This is a genomic window from Streptomyces sp. DT224, assembly GCF_049844595.1.
In the GTDB taxonomy this organism is placed as follows: Bacteria; Actinomycetota; Actinomycetes; order Streptomycetales; family Streptomycetaceae; genus Streptomyces.
Map to the genome: position 1 here is coordinate 175,115 of NZ_JBNCLI010000008.1, position 14,726 is coordinate 189,840.

At 72.1% G+C, this 14,726-nt stretch carries 14 protein-coding genes; 6 read left to right on the plus strand and 8 right to left on the minus strand.

Annotation, left to right across the window (positions count from 1 at the left end; translation table 11 throughout):
* Positions 1–242: 242 nt before the first annotated feature.
* The gene (locus ACLQ2N_RS21330) at positions 243–2,045 is read right to left on the minus strand and encodes a cellulase family glycosylhydrolase (protein ID WP_425815330.1); all 1,803 of its coding nucleotides are present in this window, start codon (positions 2,043–2,045) and stop codon (positions 243–245) included.
* A 431-nt stretch (positions 2,046–2,476) separates the two neighbouring features.
* On the opposite strand from ACLQ2N_RS21330, the gene argJ reads away from it, so the two are divergent.
* Positions 2,477–3,670, plus strand: coding sequence for a bifunctional glutamate N-acetyltransferase/amino-acid acetyltransferase ArgJ (argJ, locus tag ACLQ2N_RS21335; protein ID WP_425815332.1), 1,194 nt, complete (start codon positions 2,477–2,479; stop codon positions 3,668–3,670).
* A 48-nt stretch (positions 3,671–3,718) separates the two neighbouring features.
* On the opposite strand, the gene ACLQ2N_RS21340 is transcribed toward argJ, so the two are convergent.
* From ACLQ2N_RS21340 to ACLQ2N_RS21350, 3 genes are all read right to left on the minus strand, one after another.
* Positions 3,719–4,087, minus strand: coding sequence for a DoxX family protein (locus ACLQ2N_RS21340; RefSeq protein WP_425815334.1), 369 nt, complete (start codon positions 4,085–4,087; stop codon positions 3,719–3,721).
* A 3-nt stretch (positions 4,088–4,090) separates the two neighbouring features.
* Positions 4,091–4,690: a TetR/AcrR family transcriptional regulator gene (locus ACLQ2N_RS21345; RefSeq protein ID WP_425815336.1), complete on the minus strand. Its 600-nt coding sequence runs from the start codon at positions 4,688–4,690 to the stop codon at positions 4,091–4,093.
* A gap of 80 nt (positions 4,691–4,770) precedes the next feature.
* Positions 4,771–5,661, minus strand: coding sequence for an LLM class F420-dependent oxidoreductase (locus ACLQ2N_RS21350; RefSeq protein WP_425815338.1), 891 nt, complete (start codon positions 5,659–5,661; stop codon positions 4,771–4,773).
* A 203-nt stretch (positions 5,662–5,864) separates the two neighbouring features.
* Between ACLQ2N_RS21350 and ACLQ2N_RS21355 the strand changes: the two genes are divergently transcribed.
* Entirely contained in the window at positions 5,865–7,409 is a 1,545-nt protein-coding gene (locus tag ACLQ2N_RS21355; RefSeq protein ID WP_425815340.1) for an MFS transporter, read from the plus strand.
* Between the two features lie 18 nt (positions 7,410–7,427).
* On the opposite strand, the gene ACLQ2N_RS21360 is transcribed toward ACLQ2N_RS21355, so the two are convergent.
* Positions 7,428–8,060: a TetR/AcrR family transcriptional regulator gene (locus tag ACLQ2N_RS21360; RefSeq protein WP_425815342.1), complete on the minus strand. Its 633-nt coding sequence runs from the start codon at positions 8,058–8,060 to the stop codon at positions 7,428–7,430.
* A 105-nt stretch (positions 8,061–8,165) separates the two neighbouring features.
* Between ACLQ2N_RS21360 and ACLQ2N_RS21365 the strand changes: the two genes are divergently transcribed.
* The 3 genes from ACLQ2N_RS21365 (at position 8,166) to ACLQ2N_RS21375 (ending at position 11,138) form a co-directional block, all read left to right on the plus strand.
* A complete protein-coding gene (locus tag ACLQ2N_RS21365; RefSeq protein ID WP_425815344.1) occupies positions 8,166–9,341 on the plus strand; it encodes an FAD-dependent monooxygenase in 1,176 nt (391 codons plus the stop codon).
* A gap of 72 nt (positions 9,342–9,413) precedes the next feature.
* Positions 9,414–10,280 (plus strand): GNAT family N-acetyltransferase, encoded by an 867-nt coding sequence (locus tag ACLQ2N_RS21370; RefSeq protein WP_425815346.1) that lies wholly within the window; start codon positions 9,414–9,416, stop codon positions 10,278–10,280.
* A gap of 87 nt (positions 10,281–10,367) precedes the next feature.
* Complete coding sequence (locus tag ACLQ2N_RS21375; RefSeq protein WP_425815348.1) at positions 10,368–11,138, plus strand: restriction endonuclease; 771 nt, start codon at positions 10,368–10,370, stop codon at positions 11,136–11,138.
* Between the two features lie 323 nt (positions 11,139–11,461).
* Here the strand turns inward: ACLQ2N_RS21375 and ACLQ2N_RS21380 are convergent, their stop codons facing one another.
* Positions 11,462–12,712 (minus strand): cation:proton antiporter, encoded by a 1,251-nt coding sequence (locus ACLQ2N_RS21380; RefSeq protein WP_425815350.1) that lies wholly within the window; start codon positions 12,710–12,712, stop codon positions 11,462–11,464.
* Between the two features lie 140 nt (positions 12,713–12,852).
* Here ACLQ2N_RS21380 and ACLQ2N_RS21385 point away from each other — a divergent pair, with 140 nt between their 5' ends.
* Positions 12,853–13,227: a VOC family protein gene (locus ACLQ2N_RS21385; RefSeq protein WP_425815352.1), complete on the plus strand. Its 375-nt coding sequence runs from the start codon at positions 12,853–12,855 to the stop codon at positions 13,225–13,227.
* 92 nt (positions 13,228–13,319) lie between these two features.
* Here ACLQ2N_RS21385 and ACLQ2N_RS21390 read toward each other — a convergent pair whose 3' ends face one another.
* The gene (locus ACLQ2N_RS21390) at positions 13,320–13,568 is read right to left on the minus strand and encodes a DUF5133 domain-containing protein (RefSeq protein WP_425815354.1); all 249 of its coding nucleotides are present in this window, start codon (positions 13,566–13,568) and stop codon (positions 13,320–13,322) included.
* Between the two features lie 237 nt (positions 13,569–13,805).
* The gene (locus tag ACLQ2N_RS21395) at positions 13,806–14,708 is read right to left on the minus strand and encodes a DUF3626 domain-containing protein (RefSeq protein WP_425815356.1); all 903 of its coding nucleotides are present in this window, start codon (positions 14,706–14,708) and stop codon (positions 13,806–13,808) included.
* Positions 14,709–14,726 lie beyond the last annotated feature (18 nt).

A 14,726-nucleotide genomic window follows, 5' to 3' on the forward strand; every position in this document is an offset into this window, starting at 1 on the left:
GATATCAATTCTCTGGCCGATGTCCTGGGTTCTGGTCAAATAGGTCGCTTTTCATGCCGTATGGCATGGTGTGCGGGCGATGAGGATGGTCGCCGGGGTGGGATCATGCTAGCCGAGGGGTTTCGACGGTTATTCGGTGGTCGTGTCCGCGTTCGAAAACGGTGTCCCGAATGCGGTGCAGCCCGCCACGAGGGGCGGGCTGCACCGCACCCTTTCGGAGCGGATCGTGTCGGACGGGACGGTCAGGAGAGGGTGCAGCTCACGGTCGGCACGGCTCCGGCGGCCGGTGTGCCCTGGAAACCGAAGCTCGTGTGCGCTCCGGACGCGAGCGCGCCGTTGTAGCCGCTACTGGTGACGGTGACGGCGGCGCCGGTCTGGGTGTAGGCGGCGTTCCACATGTTGGTGATCTTCTGGCCGCCGCCGTAGGTCCAGGTCAGCTTCCACGAGGTGGCCGGTGCCGTACCGGTGTTGGTCACGGTGACGTCCACCCCGAAGCCGCTGCCCCAGTCCCCGTTCACCGTATAGGCCGCCTTGCAGCCGGTGTTGCCGCCGGAGCCCGTGGTGGTGGCCGTGACGGACGCGGAGGGTGTGGAGGTGTTGCCCGCCGCGTCGCGGGCGCGGACGGTGTACGTGTACGAGGTGCCGGACGTCACACCGGTGTCGGTGAACGTGGTGCCGGTGGCGGTGCCGGCCTTGGTGGAGCCTCGGTAGACGTCGTAGCCGGTGACCCCGGTGTCGTCGGACGCGGCCTTCCACGACAGGGAGACGGAGGTACCAGTGGCGCCGGTGACGGCGAGGCCCGTCGGTGCCGTGGGCGCCTGGGTGTCGTCATCGCCGCCGCTGCCGCCGCCGCTGCCGAAATCGGGCGCCTTGATGCTCGCGAGGTAGCCGTCCTTCACGGTGTCGACCGAGGCCCAGTCGTCCTTGAGGATGCCGCCGGTGTCGCCGGAGTTCGGGTTCCAGGACCAGAAGGTCCAGGAGAAGCTGTCGGCCCCGTACTGACTGGTGGGCCGCAGGTAGTCGGCCAGGGCCTTCAGCCACTTCTGGTCGGTGGTGGACTGGAGCGTCGTGCCGAACTCGCCGACCCACACCGGGGCGATGTTCTGTTTGAAGATGTAGCCCCAGTACTTGTCCCAGACGCCGGGCATGTTGTCCGGGAACGAGGAGTCGGTGAACCACGGCTGCTGGGCGACGCTGGTGGCGTAGTCGTGCGCCGAGTACACCACCTTGTGCGGGACGCTCAGCTCCACCGGGTACTGCCCGACGCCCATGAGGTTGCCGCCCCACCAGCCGGACACCCCGTCGAAGGTCTGCACGCCCTCCACGAAGATCAGCAGGTCCGGGTTGGCGGAGAGCACGGCGTCGCCGCCCCGCTCCGCCGCGAGCCGCCAGTCCTTCGTGGTGTCGCCGCAGCCCCAGCAGGCGGGGTCGTGGGGCTCGTTGTGCAGGTCGATGCCGACCACCGCGTCGTTGCCCGCGTACCGTGCGGCCAGCGACTTCAGGTGGGCGAGCCATGTGGACTCGGGGACGGCCGAGGTGTACCAGAGCGCCGACTGGCCCGCCGAGTCGGGGCGGTGCCGGTCCAGGATGACCTTCATGCCCACGCTGCCCGCGTGATCCACGATGCGGTCCATCACCTGGAGCGAGTCGAGGCCCGCCAGGTCGGTGTTCATCCCGGAGGAGAAGTTGATGCTCGCCGGTTCGGTGCCGGCGAAGATGTCGTCGCTGTAGGGCAGCCGGATGGTGTTGTACCCCAGCGACTTCATCTGGTCGATCATGCTCTTGTAGTCGCGGGACCAGAGGCCGTGGGGGGCGTAGTTGGCGGTCTCGAAGCCGAACCAGTTGATGCCGGCGATGCGGACCGGCTGGTTGCCCGCGTCCAGGATCTGCCGCCCGCTGGTGTGCCAGTAGCCGGAGCCGGCGGCGGCCGCGGTGGCCTCGCCGGCCGATGCCGCGTGGGCGCCGGCGAGGGGCAGGAGCAGGGCCGCCGCGGTGACGGCGACGGTTCTGGCGGCTCTTCGGAAGGTACGGAGAGGGTGACGCACGGTGCTGGTTCCTCTCTCGGGGGCGCGGTGCGCGGCGCGAGGATGATGAGTGGGAGCGCTCCCACCTCGCGCCGTGCGCCGGCCCGCCTGTGACATGGGGGACGGGGGTGCGGGGGTCGCCGCTCCCGCTCGCTCGCCCGAAGCCGGGCGGGTCGCGACCCGGCGCAATAAAAGCGATAAAGCAATGAGCATGTCAATGGACGTGCGGTGTTCAAGTGTTGAACAGGGGTGGAGTGCCGGCAGTGGACAATCTCGACGATGAGCTCCCGCAGGTGCCCGCCGGTGCTTCTCGCGGCGCCGTGTATGTCCACGAGCGCCGCCAGTCCGGCGAGTTGACCCGCTCGCGCGGAAGGGCTCGCGGGGAGGGGTGAGGGTTCCCTCGCTGCGGAAAAGGGTGGACGCGCAGGGCTCCTGCTGCAAATATATGCGTTATGACGCATGAAAATGCAGTACTCACGAGTGACAACCTGACCTGGCCCACCGGCTTCCGCGGTTACACCGGACACGGCGGGCTGCGCGATCACGGGGACGACATCTCGATCGTGGCCTCGGACCGGCCGGCGACCAGCGCCGCCGTGTTCACGCAGAGCCTCTTCGCCGGTCCGGCCGTGCTGCTCAGCCGCAGGCACGCCACCGGGCGCACCCTCCGGGCCGTGACCACCCTGGCGCAGAACGCCAATGTCGCGACCGGCCGCCGGGGCGAGGAGAACGCGGCCGAGGTCGTGCGGCGCGTGGCCGGCATCCTCGGCGTCCCCGAAGGCGACGTGCTCATCGGCTCCACCGGCGTCATCGGCCGGCCCCTGCCGATGACCACCATTCTCCCGCACTTCGACAGGACCGCCGAGAGGGGCCTCGCCGCGTTCACGGCCGCTCCCCAGGACGTGGCCCGCGCGATGATGACCACCGACACCCGCCCCAAGACCGCCTCACGCACCGTCGGGCAGGCGCGCCTCGTGGCCGTGGCGAAGGGCGTCGGCATGCTGGAGCCCAACATGGCCACGATGCTGGCCTATGTGTTCACGGACGCCGACGTGTCAGCGCCCGACCTCGACGCCGCGCTGCGCCGGGCCGTCGACCGTACGTTCAACTGTCTGAGCGTCGACACCGACACCTCCACCTCCGACACCGTGGCCGTCATCGCCAACGGGGCCGCCGGGCCCGTCGACACCGTGCTGTTCGCCGACGCGCTGGCCGATCTCTGCCTGGATCTCACCCTGCAACTGGCGAGCGACGGTGAAGGGGCCACCAAGCTCCTGCGCGTCACCGTGGAGGGCGCCCGCGACCAGGCGCAGGCCAAGCGCGTCGCCAAGAGCGTCGTGAACTCGCCCCTGGTCAAGACCGCCGTCCACGGTGCGGACCCCAACTGGGGGCGCGTGCTCATGGCCATCGGCAAGAACACCGACGAGACCGACATCGTTCCGGAGCGCGTCGGCGTCAAGTTCGGCGAGGTCGAGGTGTACCCCGACGAGCCCGAGGCGGACACGCTGCTCAAGCTCGTGGACCTCATGCGGCGGGACGCGGTGGACATCACCGTCACGCTCGGGATCGGTGAGGGTGAAGCGACCGTGTACGGCTGCGACTTGTCGGCCGACTACATCCGCGTCAACGCCGACTACACCACCTGACCGAGGGGTCCGCCGCCGCGGCGCACGCGCGTACCGCGGCCGGCCGGCTCACACCCGTACGAAGCACCCCACCAGCACCGCCAGTGAGACCGCCAGCATGCCCAGGCAGTTCACCCAGAAGGTCATGTTCAGCGCCCGTGCGCGGATGTGCGCGGCGGCCGCGGCGAGGAAGTAGACCACGATCGCCGCGGTCGTCGTCATGGCCACGCCGGGCACCCGGAAGCCGACGGCGAGGCCCACGACCGAGGCGGTCTTGGCGGTGGTCAGCACCCACCACCACTCGCGCGGCAGCAGTACGCCTTCCAGGCAGGCCACGATGAACTTCGGCGGGCGCAGCATCATCGCCGCGTCACCGGCCTGGATGACGAGCAGGACCACCACCGGCCATACGGGCGAGGGGAGTTCGAGGAGCGACATGGGTCAGGACCCTTCCTGCGCGGTGACGAACGCGGCGATGGTCCCGAGCCTCGCCGCCGTCTGCGAGGGCTCGGTCGTTTTGGCGGCGAGCAGCATCAGTTCCCCCAGATAGCCGGCGAACATCACCTGCGCACCGAGCCGGGCGCGCGCCTCGTCCATCCCGTCGTTCACCATCGCGGCCGTCAGGTTGGCCTCGGAGAGCGTGCGGAGTGCGCCCAGCGCGGCGTTCTCCGGCCGGCCCCGGGCCAGGGTCCGGAAGTAGGCGCGGGCGAGGTCGTCGTTCTCGGTGAACAGGGCCAGGAACGGGTCGAAGTAGTGCGCCAGGTAGTCGACGGCGGGCGGCGCGCCTCCGTCCTGTGCCGGCTCGGGCGGGGCCGGGATCCGGTCCGCGATGGCCTGGTCGTACACCAGGCTCAGCAGGGACTCCTTGTCCCCGACCGCCATGACCGCACCCACCGAGACCTCGGCCTCCGTCGCGATCTGACGCACCGTCGTGCTCTGGAAGCCCCGCTCGTGGAAGAGCCGGGCGGCGGCCCGGACGACGCGGGCGGAGGTCCGCCGCTTCTGCTCCGCACGAGTTGAGTGAACGTGTTCACCGAACATGTTCACTAGAATACGAGGGCGGATCGGCCCATGCAAGAGCCCCGGCCCGCACAGCCGCGGACCGGGGCTCCGAAAAGGTTCTACAGCTCGTCGCCGAACGCCTCGGCCAGCTCGCGGTACTCGGCGAGCGGCAGCCCCGTCCTGCCTTCGTCCACGGTGACCACCTGGAGCGCCACGTGGTCCGCGCCCGCGTCCACGTACTCGCGCGTCCGCGCCTTCACCCGCTCGGCGTCGCCCAGCGCGAAGAGGGCGTCCAGCAGGCGCGCGCTGCCGCCGCCGTCGAAGTCGCCCTCCGTGAAGCCGAGGCGCAGCAGGTTCGAGGTGTAGTTCGGCAGCTGGAGGTACATCGCCAGCATCTCGCGCGCCGCGTCGCGGGCCCGGTCGAGATCGGAGTCGAGCACGACGGACAGCTCGGGCGCCAGCAGCGCGTCGGGTCCGAGGGCCTGCCGTGCCTCGGCCGTGTGTGCGGCGGAGACGAGGTACGGGTGCGCGCCCAGGGCCCGGTCGGACGCCAGCTTCAGCATCTTCGGGCCGAGCGCCGCCAGCACCCGGTGCCGGGGACCCACGGCGGGGTCGGCGGCGTCCAGGGCGTCGAGGTAGTCCACCATCGCGGTGTAGGGCTTGGCGTACTGGGGGACCAGCGCGTCGTGGCTGACGCCCAGGCCGAGGACGAGGCGTCCCCGGGCGCTCGCGTCGATCGCGGCGATCCGGGCGGCCACCTCCTCGGCGGTGTGGCTCCAGATGCTCAGGATGCCGGTCGCGACGGTGACGGTCCGGGTGGCGTCGACGATCGCGGCGGCGTCCTCCGGTGAGGGGCTGCCGCCGAGCCACAGCGTGCCGTAACCCAGCGCCTCGATCTCGGCCACCGCCTCCGCGATCGCCTTCTTCCCGTCGGCGTCCACCCGGGACGTGTGCAGGGCGCCGCTCCAGATGCCGATCCGGCCGAACGTCTCATGCTTTTCAGAAGTCATGCCGGGGACAACAGCGTCCGGCCCGCGCTATTCCCGGGCCTGCTCCGAACGGGTGGCCGCCCCGGCACGCCACCGGCGGACGGGGGGCGGGACCCATGTGGCTCAGTCGCCGCGTGTGCGACGGCGACGCCGGGGCAACTGGCGGATATTGGATGCTCTGCGGCTCCGCAGGACACACCCGCCCGGACGAGGAGGTAGCTGCCGTGACGACCCCCGCCGCATCGGAGGGACCTGGAGACAGGCGACATCGCCCACGTGGGGAAGGGGACCGGGGGCGCGATCAGCGCGACGAGGCCGCGGCGCCCGGCGACTCCGGGCTCGGCACCGTCACCACCGCCGTCCCGGCCAGACTCGACCGCCTGCCGTGGTCGCGCTGGCACTGGATGATCGTCATCGGACTGGGCACGGTGTGGATCCTCGACGGCCTCGAGGTCACGACGGTCGGCAACATCGCGAGCCGCCTCTCGGAGGACGGGTCCGGCCTGGACATCACGTCCGCCCAGGTCACCGGGCTCGCCGCGGCACTCTACGTGGCGGGTGCCTGTACGGGGGCGCTGTTCTTCGGCTGGCTCACCGACCGCTACGGCCGCAAGAAGCTGTTCATGGTGACCCTCGCGGTCTACCTCGCCGCGACCGCCATGACCGGTCTGTCCTTCAGCGCCTGGTGGTTCTTCCTCTTCCGCTTCCTCACCGGTTTCGGCATCGGCGGTGAGTACGCGGCGATCAACTCGGCGATCGACGAGCTCATCCCCTCGAAGTACCGGGGCCGGGTCGACCTCATCATCAACGGCAGCTACTGGCTGGGCGCGGTCGGCGGCGCGCTGCTGTCGATCGTCATGCTGGACACGGACATCTTCCCCAAGGACCTCGGCTGGCGCCTCACCTTCGCCCTCGGCGTCGTCCTGGGCCTGGTGATCCTCCTCGTACGCCGGCACGTCCCGGAGAGTCCGCGGTGGCAGTTCATCCACGGGCGCGGCGAGCAGGCCGACGAACTGGTCGATTCCGTCGAGCGGGAGGTCGAGGAGGAGAAGCACGAGAAACTGCCGCCCCCGGCCGGCGAGATCACGATCCATCAGCGCAAGAGCATCGGATTCGGACTCATCGCCAAGACCGTCTTCCGCAGTTACCCGAAGCGCGCGGTGCTCGGCCTCTCCCTCTTCATCGGGCAGGCGTTCCTCTACAACGCGATCACCTTCGGCTTCGGTGCGATCCTCACGACGTTCTACGACGTGGAGAGCGGGCACACCGGCTACTACTTCGCGGTGATCGCGGCGGGCAACTTCGTCGGCCCGCTCGTGCTGGGCAAGCTGTTCGACACCATCGGCCGGCGCGTCATGATCGCCACCACGTACATCCTGCCGGGCATCCTGCTCTTCGTCACGGCCTGGCTGTTCGACCGGGGCTCGCTGACCGCCAACACCCTCACCGCGTGCTGGTGCGTGGTGCTGTTCTTCGCCTCGGCCGGCGCGAGCAGCGCGTACCTCACGGTCTCCGAGGTCTTCCCCATGGAGACCAGGGCGATGGCCATCGCCTTCTTCTACGCGATCGGCACGGCGGCCGGCGGGATCAGCGGCCCCCTGATCTTCGCCGACCTCACCGAGTCGGGCGTTCCCGGCGACACCGCCCTCGCGTTCTCCATCGGCGCGGCCCTCATGTGCGCGGCCGGCCTGGTCGCCGCCTTCCTCGCGGTCGACGCGGAGCAGCGCTCCCTGGAGGACATCGCCAAGCCGCTGTCCCAGACCTCGTAGCGCCCCCGGGCGCAACCCTCAGGCCGGACCCGGCGTCGCGGAAGCGGGTCCGGCCAGCCCGTGCAGCAGCAGCCCGGTCAGCGTGTCGATGATCTCGTCGTCGGAGAACCCGGGCCGGCCGGGCCCCGCCGTCGTCACCGCGAAGGCCAGCTGCGAGACCATCGCGCCCATGGCGGCGGCCACCACGGCCGGGTCGCCCGGGAGCCGGTGCCCCCGGTCGTGCAGCCAGGCCAGGTGCTCCCGGAAGACACCCGTGTCCCCGGCCAGACTCGCCCATGCGCGGCCCTCGCTCGGCGGCCCGGCGAAGGTGGTCTGCATCATCGCCACGATCACCGGGAGGTGGTCGCGGATGACCCCCCAGGTGACCGCCAGATGCGCACGCAGCTGCGCCGGGTCGGTCAGGTCGTGGTCGGCCGGGTGCTCCTGAGTGCCCATCTCCGCGTGGAGCTGCGCGTTCAGATCTCCCGTCAACGCCTTGAGCAGGGCTTCCTTGTCCGCGAAGTGTGCGTAGAAGGAGCCGGTGGCGCGCCCGGCCTCGCGTGTGATGTCGGTGATCTTCGTATCGAGGTAGCCGCGCTCGGCGAACAGCCGGCGCGCCGCCTCCTTCAGGGCCGCCTCGGTCTCGGCTGCCTTCTCCTTGCGAACGCCCATCGGACGGGGCTCCTTGTCGCGCTTGACGTGCGGTCGGGTGCCCCATCATAGTGAACCCGAGTTCGATGAATTGTGATTCACTGAATATGGATTCAGGGGGCTGATGTGAACGTCATCGTCGTCGGCGGGGGAGTGGCCGGAGTGGCGAGTGCCATCGCGTTGCGGCGGCTCGGTGTGGAGGTCGCCGTCTACGAGGCGTACGCCGAACCGGCGGGCCGGGTCGGCTCGTTCCTCAGCCTCGCGTCCAACGGGCTCCGGGTGCTGCGCGCTCTCGGCGTCCTGGAGCAGGTGCGGCGCGCGGGTGTCGAGGTACCGCGTCAGCGCATGTGGGCCGGGTCGGGCAAGCTGCTCGGGGACGTGCCGCGGGGACGGCTCGGCGGCGACGACCTGCACAGCGTGACGCTGATGCGCGGCGCACTGGTCGAGACGCTCCGCGCCGAGGCACTGGCCGCCGGGGCGCGCATCGTCACCGGTGAACGCCTGGCGGACGCCGTCGCGATGGACACCGGGGTACGTGCGGTCTTCGCGAGTGGCCGCACGGCCGAGGCGTCCCTGCTCATCGGCGCGGACGGCATCCACTCGGTGACCCGCACACTGCTCGACCCGCACGCGCCCGCGCCCGCGTACGCCGGCCTGTACAGCATCTCCGGCGTCTCCGAGGGCGTGCACGTCGAACCCGGCGTCTTCCACATGACGTTCGCCCGCCACGGTGCCTTCCTCCACCTCGCGGCCCCGGACGGCGGGGTCTGGTGGTCGGCCCAGGTCGCGAGCCCCGGGCAACCGGATCTCGACCGCACCGACGACGCGTGGCTCAGCCACCTCGCCGGTCTCCACCGGCACGAACGGGTGCCGTCCGCCGTCCTCGCCGCCACCACCGCGCTGCACCGCCCCACCCTGACGCACACCCTGGACCCGGTGGCGGTCCGGCACGACGACCGCATCGTGCTGCTCGGCGACGCCGATCACCCGGTGGGCGCCGGTCAGGGCGCGTCGATGGCACTGGAGGACGCCCTCGTGCTCGCGCGCCTGCTCGGCACGGAGACCTCCGTACCGGCCGCCCTCACGGCGTACGACGCGGAGCGCTCGGACCGTCTCGCCCGGATGGCGAGGGCCGCGGCGGGCAACCGCGAGTCCAGGACGGCGGGCCCGCTCGGCCGTTGGGCACGGGATCTGATGATGCCGGTCGGCATCCGCCTCTTCCACGAGAGGGCCATGGCCTGGCTCTACACGTACGACTGCGGCGAACTCCCGGCCACGCGGGAGGGCGTGCTCCGGGACTGACGCGGGCGGCCCGGCCCGGGACCCGGAGAATTTCGGCTGCGCTCCTGCCGCGCGGTGGTGTGGGATCGGGACATGACGATCGCACTCGGCACACCGGACACCGGGGAACTGGCCGCGGTGGCGGACGCGCTGCGGAGCTGGCAGGCCGAGGGCGCCCCGATGCAGCTGCACCCGGGCGACCTCGGCTGGTACGGGCGCAACGGCCCCCGGGCCTCCGCCTCAGCGGTCAGGAGCTGGAGCCGGGTCGGACGGATCCTCGCGGTCGGGCTGCTCGACGGACCGGGCCTGGTCCGGCTGACGACCGCGCCGGACGTCCGTGGGGACGAAGAGCTCGCGCGACGGCTGGCCGACGACCTGTCCCGCCCCGCGCGCGGGGTGCTTCCCACGGGCAGGGCGGCCGTCGAGGCACCGCAGGACGCGCTGGTCCGGGAGGTGCTGGGAGAGCGGGGCTGGGGCATCGACGAGCCGTGGACACCGCTGCGCCGCGACCTGGCCGGGCCGGTGCCCGCACCGGATCCGGCGGTCGAGGCCGTCGGTTGCGACCGGGCCGGCGAGGTGGCGGCCGTCCATCGCTCGGCGTTCCCGGGCTCGCGGTTCACGGAGGCGTCGTGGCGGGTGATGGCCGCGGGGCCGCTGTTCGCCGACGCCCGCTGCCTGCTCCGGCGCGATGAGCGGGGCCGCGCGGTGGCGACCGTGACGGTGTGGTCCGCCGGGCCGGGGCGGCCCGGACTCCTCGAACCGATGGGCGTGCACCGGGACCACCGCCACCGGGGCCACGGCCGGGCGATCACCCTGGCCGCGGCTGCCGCGCTCCGGGACCTCGGCGCGTCGAGCGCGCTCGTCTGCACCCCGTCATCCAACACCGGCGGCGTCGCCGCGTACGTGTCGGCGGGCTTCGAGCGACGCCCCGAGATCCACGACCGGTACCGGGCCCCCTGAGAGCGGACACCACTCGCTGATCATGGAAGGCGCGGTTCGGGGCACATGGCGGGCGACGACATACGCGACCCGCCGAAGGAGACGCCGGTGCCGATACGCAGAACGAGAGGCGTCACACCCCGCCCCCGCGCCACGGGCGCACTGCGCAGCCCCCTGCTCACCCTCGCCCTCGCCGGTGCCGTGATCGGCGCCGCGGTCCTGCTGTTCGTCCGCTTCGCGCACTGGGCCGGCACCCACCCGGTCACCGCCGTGCTGCTGGCCCTGCTCGCCCTGCCCGTGCTCTACGTCCTGTTCCGCGCCATGCCCCGCGCCCGTGAGCTGCGCCGGGCCGCCCGCGCGGGCATGATCCCGCCGGCCGGGGAAGAGCCCGCCCGGGAACCGGCACCCACACCTCAGGCCCCGTCCGCCCCCGCCGCTGCCCACGACGGGCTCACCGCCGTCCTACCGCCCCCCGCCCCCGACTTCACCGCCCTCGATCCGGACGGCTTCGAGGCGGCGGTGGCCGCACTGTGCGAGCGGGACGGCTGCCAGGACGTCGAAGTGGTGGGCGGCGCAGGCGACTTGGGCGCCGACGTCCTCGCCACGGCCCCGGACGGCCGCCGCGTCGTCGTACAGTGCAAGCAGTACGGCCCCGAGCACAAGGTGGGCTCCCAGGACCTCCAGCGCTTCGGCGGCACCTGCTGGACGGTCCACGGCGCGCAACTCGCCGCCGTGGTGACGACCAGCGAGTTCACCGCCCCCGCCCTGGAGTACGCGGAGACGTGCGGCATCCGCTGCGTGGACGGCACCGCACTCGCCGCCTGGGCGGAGGGCTCGGGCGCGGCCCCCTGGGGCCCGGCGATGCTGGACACGGCCTGAGACGCCCCGCCGCCCCCCGGACGCCGGTCGCCTGAACACCTGTTGAGCGGAGGAGGCGGGCTACGGCACCACGGTTTGTGCCTCCGGTCCGGTCTCGTCGTCCCCCCGTCCCCCGACTCCGTCCTCGCGGCCCGTCCCTCGGCGGCCGCGTCCATCGCCGCCCCGGGCGCCCTGCGGCCCGCGGGCTGGGCCGCCGGGACCCGTACGGCGGTGTCTTCGCGGACCGAGCAGACAGGGGACGGGCACGTGCGGGAGGCTCCGGAGGTGCGGCGGTGTCCGGTGCGTGGAAGGACGACTACCGAGGCCGGATCCGGGGACAGCCCTTAGGAAACCCGCTCCCGCCGCCGGTCCAGGTGGCGGATCACCGGGGTCGCCGTCGCCCCGTGCAGGAGTACGGAGACCAGGACCGTGAACGCCGTGACCGCCCACAGCTCGTCCGCGTACCGCGTGAAGGGCCCTTCGCCGAGCGCGTACGCCAGATAGAAGAGCGAGCCGATGCCCCGGATGCCGAACAGGGCCGTGACCGCCCGCTCGCGCGGCCCGGCCGGAAAGCCCAGCTGCGCGGCGGCGCCGGCGGCCGGGCGGATCACCAGGACGAGCGCGAGGCCGAGGAGCGCCCCCTGCCAGCGGAGGTCCGCCAGCCCGTCGGCGACCAGGTAGCCGCCCAGCAGGAACAGCAGCACGACGGTCAGCAGACGCTCGATCTGTTCGCTGAAGCCGTGCAGCACCTGGTGGTAGCCGTGGCCGCGTTCGGCGCCCCGGATGGTGCACGCCGTGACGAACACCGCGAGGAATCCGTACCCGTGGAGCAGCTCGGTCAGCCCGTACGCGGTGAACGTGGCCCCGAGCGCGGTGAAGCCCTCCATCTGCTGCGAGAGGCGGACGTGCCGGGAGCGGAAGAACAGCCGGCCGAGCAGCCGCCCCACGGCCACCCCCGCGACCAGCCCGACCGCCGCCCGCACCAGCACGTCGGCCAGCAGCCAGTGCCCGATCCACCCCGCCGACCAGCCGTCGCCCGCCGCCGCCAGCGCCACGGCGGCCAGCACGAAGGGCATCGCCAGCCCGTCGTTGAGACCGGCCTCCGAGGTCAGCGTGAACCGCACCTCCTCCTCGTCCTCCTCGTCGTCCCCGCTCGCCGGCTCCCCGACCCGCACCTCCGCCGCCAGCACCGGATCGGTCGGCGCCAGCGCACCGGCCAGCAGCAGGGCCACCGCCGGCGGCCAGCCCATGAGACACACCCCGAGCAACGCCACGCCCCCGATGGTCAGCGGCAGGGCGAGCCCCAGGAAGCGCCAGGCCCCCGCCCAGGTACGCCATCCGAAGGGCCGGTCGATCGCGAGCCCGGCCCCCATGAGCGAGACGATCACGCAGACTTCCGTCACATGCTCGACCCACACCCGGTCCCGTACGGGGTCCACGACGGGCACGCCGAGCGGCAGCAGGACGGTCGCCGCACCCGCCGCGAGGAACACCATGGGCATCGAGAAGGGACGCCGGCGGACGAGCGGGGGAAGGACGGCGGCCATCAGGATACCGATCCCCGCAGCCGCGTATGCGCCGTGCACCCACGTCATCCGGTTCCACGTCCTCCATCGGGTCGGCCGCGGCCGGGCACGCCGGCCCCGTGTGCGGCGGGAGGAATCCCGAGTACCCGGCGGCCCGGCACCCACACCTCCGGATGCATGGGCACGGGCGCCGGGGCAACGTGAGGGACATGACGACGAAGCTCGGTGCCTTTGTGCTCGGTACGCCCGACCCCGCCGCCCTGGCCGATTTCTACCGTGCCCTGCTGGGCTGGGAGGAGGTTGAACGGGACCCCGCATGGGTAAGGCTGCGGGCTCCCGGACAGGAGCGTCCCGGCCTCAGCTTCCAGCTGGAATCGGACCACACCCCTCCTGTGTGGCCGCAGCTCCCGGGCACCCAGCAGATGCAGGCGCACCTGGACGTGGAGGTGGACGACCTGGAGGCCGAGACCCAGCGGGCCTGTGCCCTGGGCGCGAAGCTGGAGGAGCTCCAGCCGCAGAAGGACGTACGGGTGCTGCGCGACCCCCATGGCCACCCGTTCTGCCTGTTCCTGCCGGGGGCCTGACCAGCCCGGCGGCCCGGGGCCGTCACACACCGGCCGCCGGCAGCCCCGGAGATCCGGGGTGCCGACGGCCGGTGCCACCCGCTGCGCGTACCTCAGACGGGGACGGCCCCCGCGTGGTCGCGCCGGTCGGCCTCCGTGTCCGGGGCGCGGCGGCCGAGCAGGGCGTCGGCGGTGCTCAGGGCCTCGCGCACATCACTGACACCCGTCATGACACACAGGGTGTACGCGGTGTCCTCCCGTTGCCGGATGGTCTCCGGCGTGGAACGGCGCTCGTCCTCGATCACCGCGTCGGCATAACGGGACAGGGCGGCACGCAGGTCTGCGGGCGTGGGAAGCAGCACAGCCAACTCCTCCTCAACTGAACTGACCCTCCCGAGCCGATGGGACGGCCGGGGCAGGGACATCGCTCACGACGATCATCGGATTCCCCGTCACACGCAGAGCATTCCAACGGTTTTCGGCCGAAGAAGAATGCGCCTGCCACCGTTTGCGGCGACGCCACGGGGCACACGTGCTCCATGGCCGGGGCGGCCGCCCTGCGGATGTGGACACCCAGCCCCGCACGGCAGGCCCCCCGGTCATCCGTTCTTCCCGGCCGGCACGGGCTCGGCCGAAGGACCGGTGACCGCCGCGCTCCGGTCCTCGTACGGGAAGCCGAAGCGTGCGAGGCAGTGCCACACCTTCTTGAGCGCCTGAGGATCGAAGCGCCCCGCGCGCGCCGCGGCCCCGACGATACGGGGGTCGAGGACGCGGTCCACGGCGATGGCCTCGCCCAGATCGACGTACTCCTGCCCCCGGTAGTCGGGGTGCCGGCGCAACTCGTCCACCGTGAGGCGGAACCCGGGATGCCACTCCACCGCACAGCCCAGGCGCCCGGCGGCCGCCTCCACGTCGGTGCCCCGGTAGCAGGGGTCCAGGACCAGCGCCTCCACGTGGGAGTCCGGGCGGACCGGCCCGTGCACCTGCGCCTCGATGTAGTCGTCGAGCACGTCCTGCTCATCGGCCAGCGCGAGGGCGATCAGGCCCATGCGCGCGGCGACCCCGAAGTCGGTGGGCTCGAGGAAGCTGTCCGGATAGCAGAAGGTCGTACGCTCCAGCGCCCCGACGCCCAGCCGGAAGTGCGCGGAGCCGAACCTCGGCGCTCCGCCGACCGCGTACCGGCGGAAGTCCAACGCCCCGTAGACGGGCCGCTCCGCGCCCGGCACGCTGTCGTACGCACCGTCGAAGATCCTGCTTTCCCAGCGCCACCGGTCACCGCCCGGCCAGGCCGTCAGGCCGCCGTTGCTCGTGCCGGTCACGAACTGCGAGGCGTAGACGCCTCTCCCGGCCATCGCCTCCAGCAGGGGCGTGCCGTCCAGCAGCCGGTCGGGGTGGAAGTTGAGGGTCACGCGCAGGCCGGGGTCCACCGCCGGACCCGACGCGAGCCCCGCGACATGGGCGAGGGCACGCCGCTGGGGAGTGGTGAGGGAAGGTGCGTTCATCGGCACAGTGTTCCCGCA

Coding starts and splice junctions, on each gene's coding strand:
- ACLQ2N_RS21385 (WP_425815352.1), top strand. CDS start 12,853: ATGACGACGAAGCTCGGTGCCTTTGTGCTCGGTACGCCCGACCCCGCC.
- ACLQ2N_RS21380 (WP_425815350.1), bottom strand. CDS start 12,712: ATGACGTGGGTGCACGGCGCATACGCGGCTGCGGGGATCGGTATCCTG.
- ACLQ2N_RS21345 (WP_425815336.1), bottom strand. CDS start 4,690: ATGTTCGGTGAACACGTTCACTCAACTCGTGCGGAGCAGAAGCGGCGG.
- ACLQ2N_RS21370 (WP_425815346.1), top strand. CDS start 9,414: ATGACGATCGCACTCGGCACACCGGACACCGGGGAACTGGCCGCGGTG.
- ACLQ2N_RS21395 (WP_425815356.1), bottom strand. CDS start 14,708: ATGAACGCACCTTCCCTCACCACTCCCCAGCGGCGTGCCCTCGCCCAT.
- argJ (WP_425815332.1), top strand. CDS start 2,477: ATGACGCATGAAAATGCAGTACTCACGAGTGACAACCTGACCTGGCCC.
- ACLQ2N_RS21340 (WP_425815334.1), bottom strand. CDS start 4,087: ATGTCGCTCCTCGAACTCCCCTCGCCCGTATGGCCGGTGGTGGTCCTG.
- ACLQ2N_RS21350 (WP_425815338.1), bottom strand. CDS start 5,661: ATGACTTCTGAAAAGCATGAGACGTTCGGCCGGATCGGCATCTGGAGC.
- ACLQ2N_RS21360 (WP_425815342.1), bottom strand. CDS start 8,060: ATGGGCGTTCGCAAGGAGAAGGCAGCCGAGACCGAGGCGGCCCTGAAG.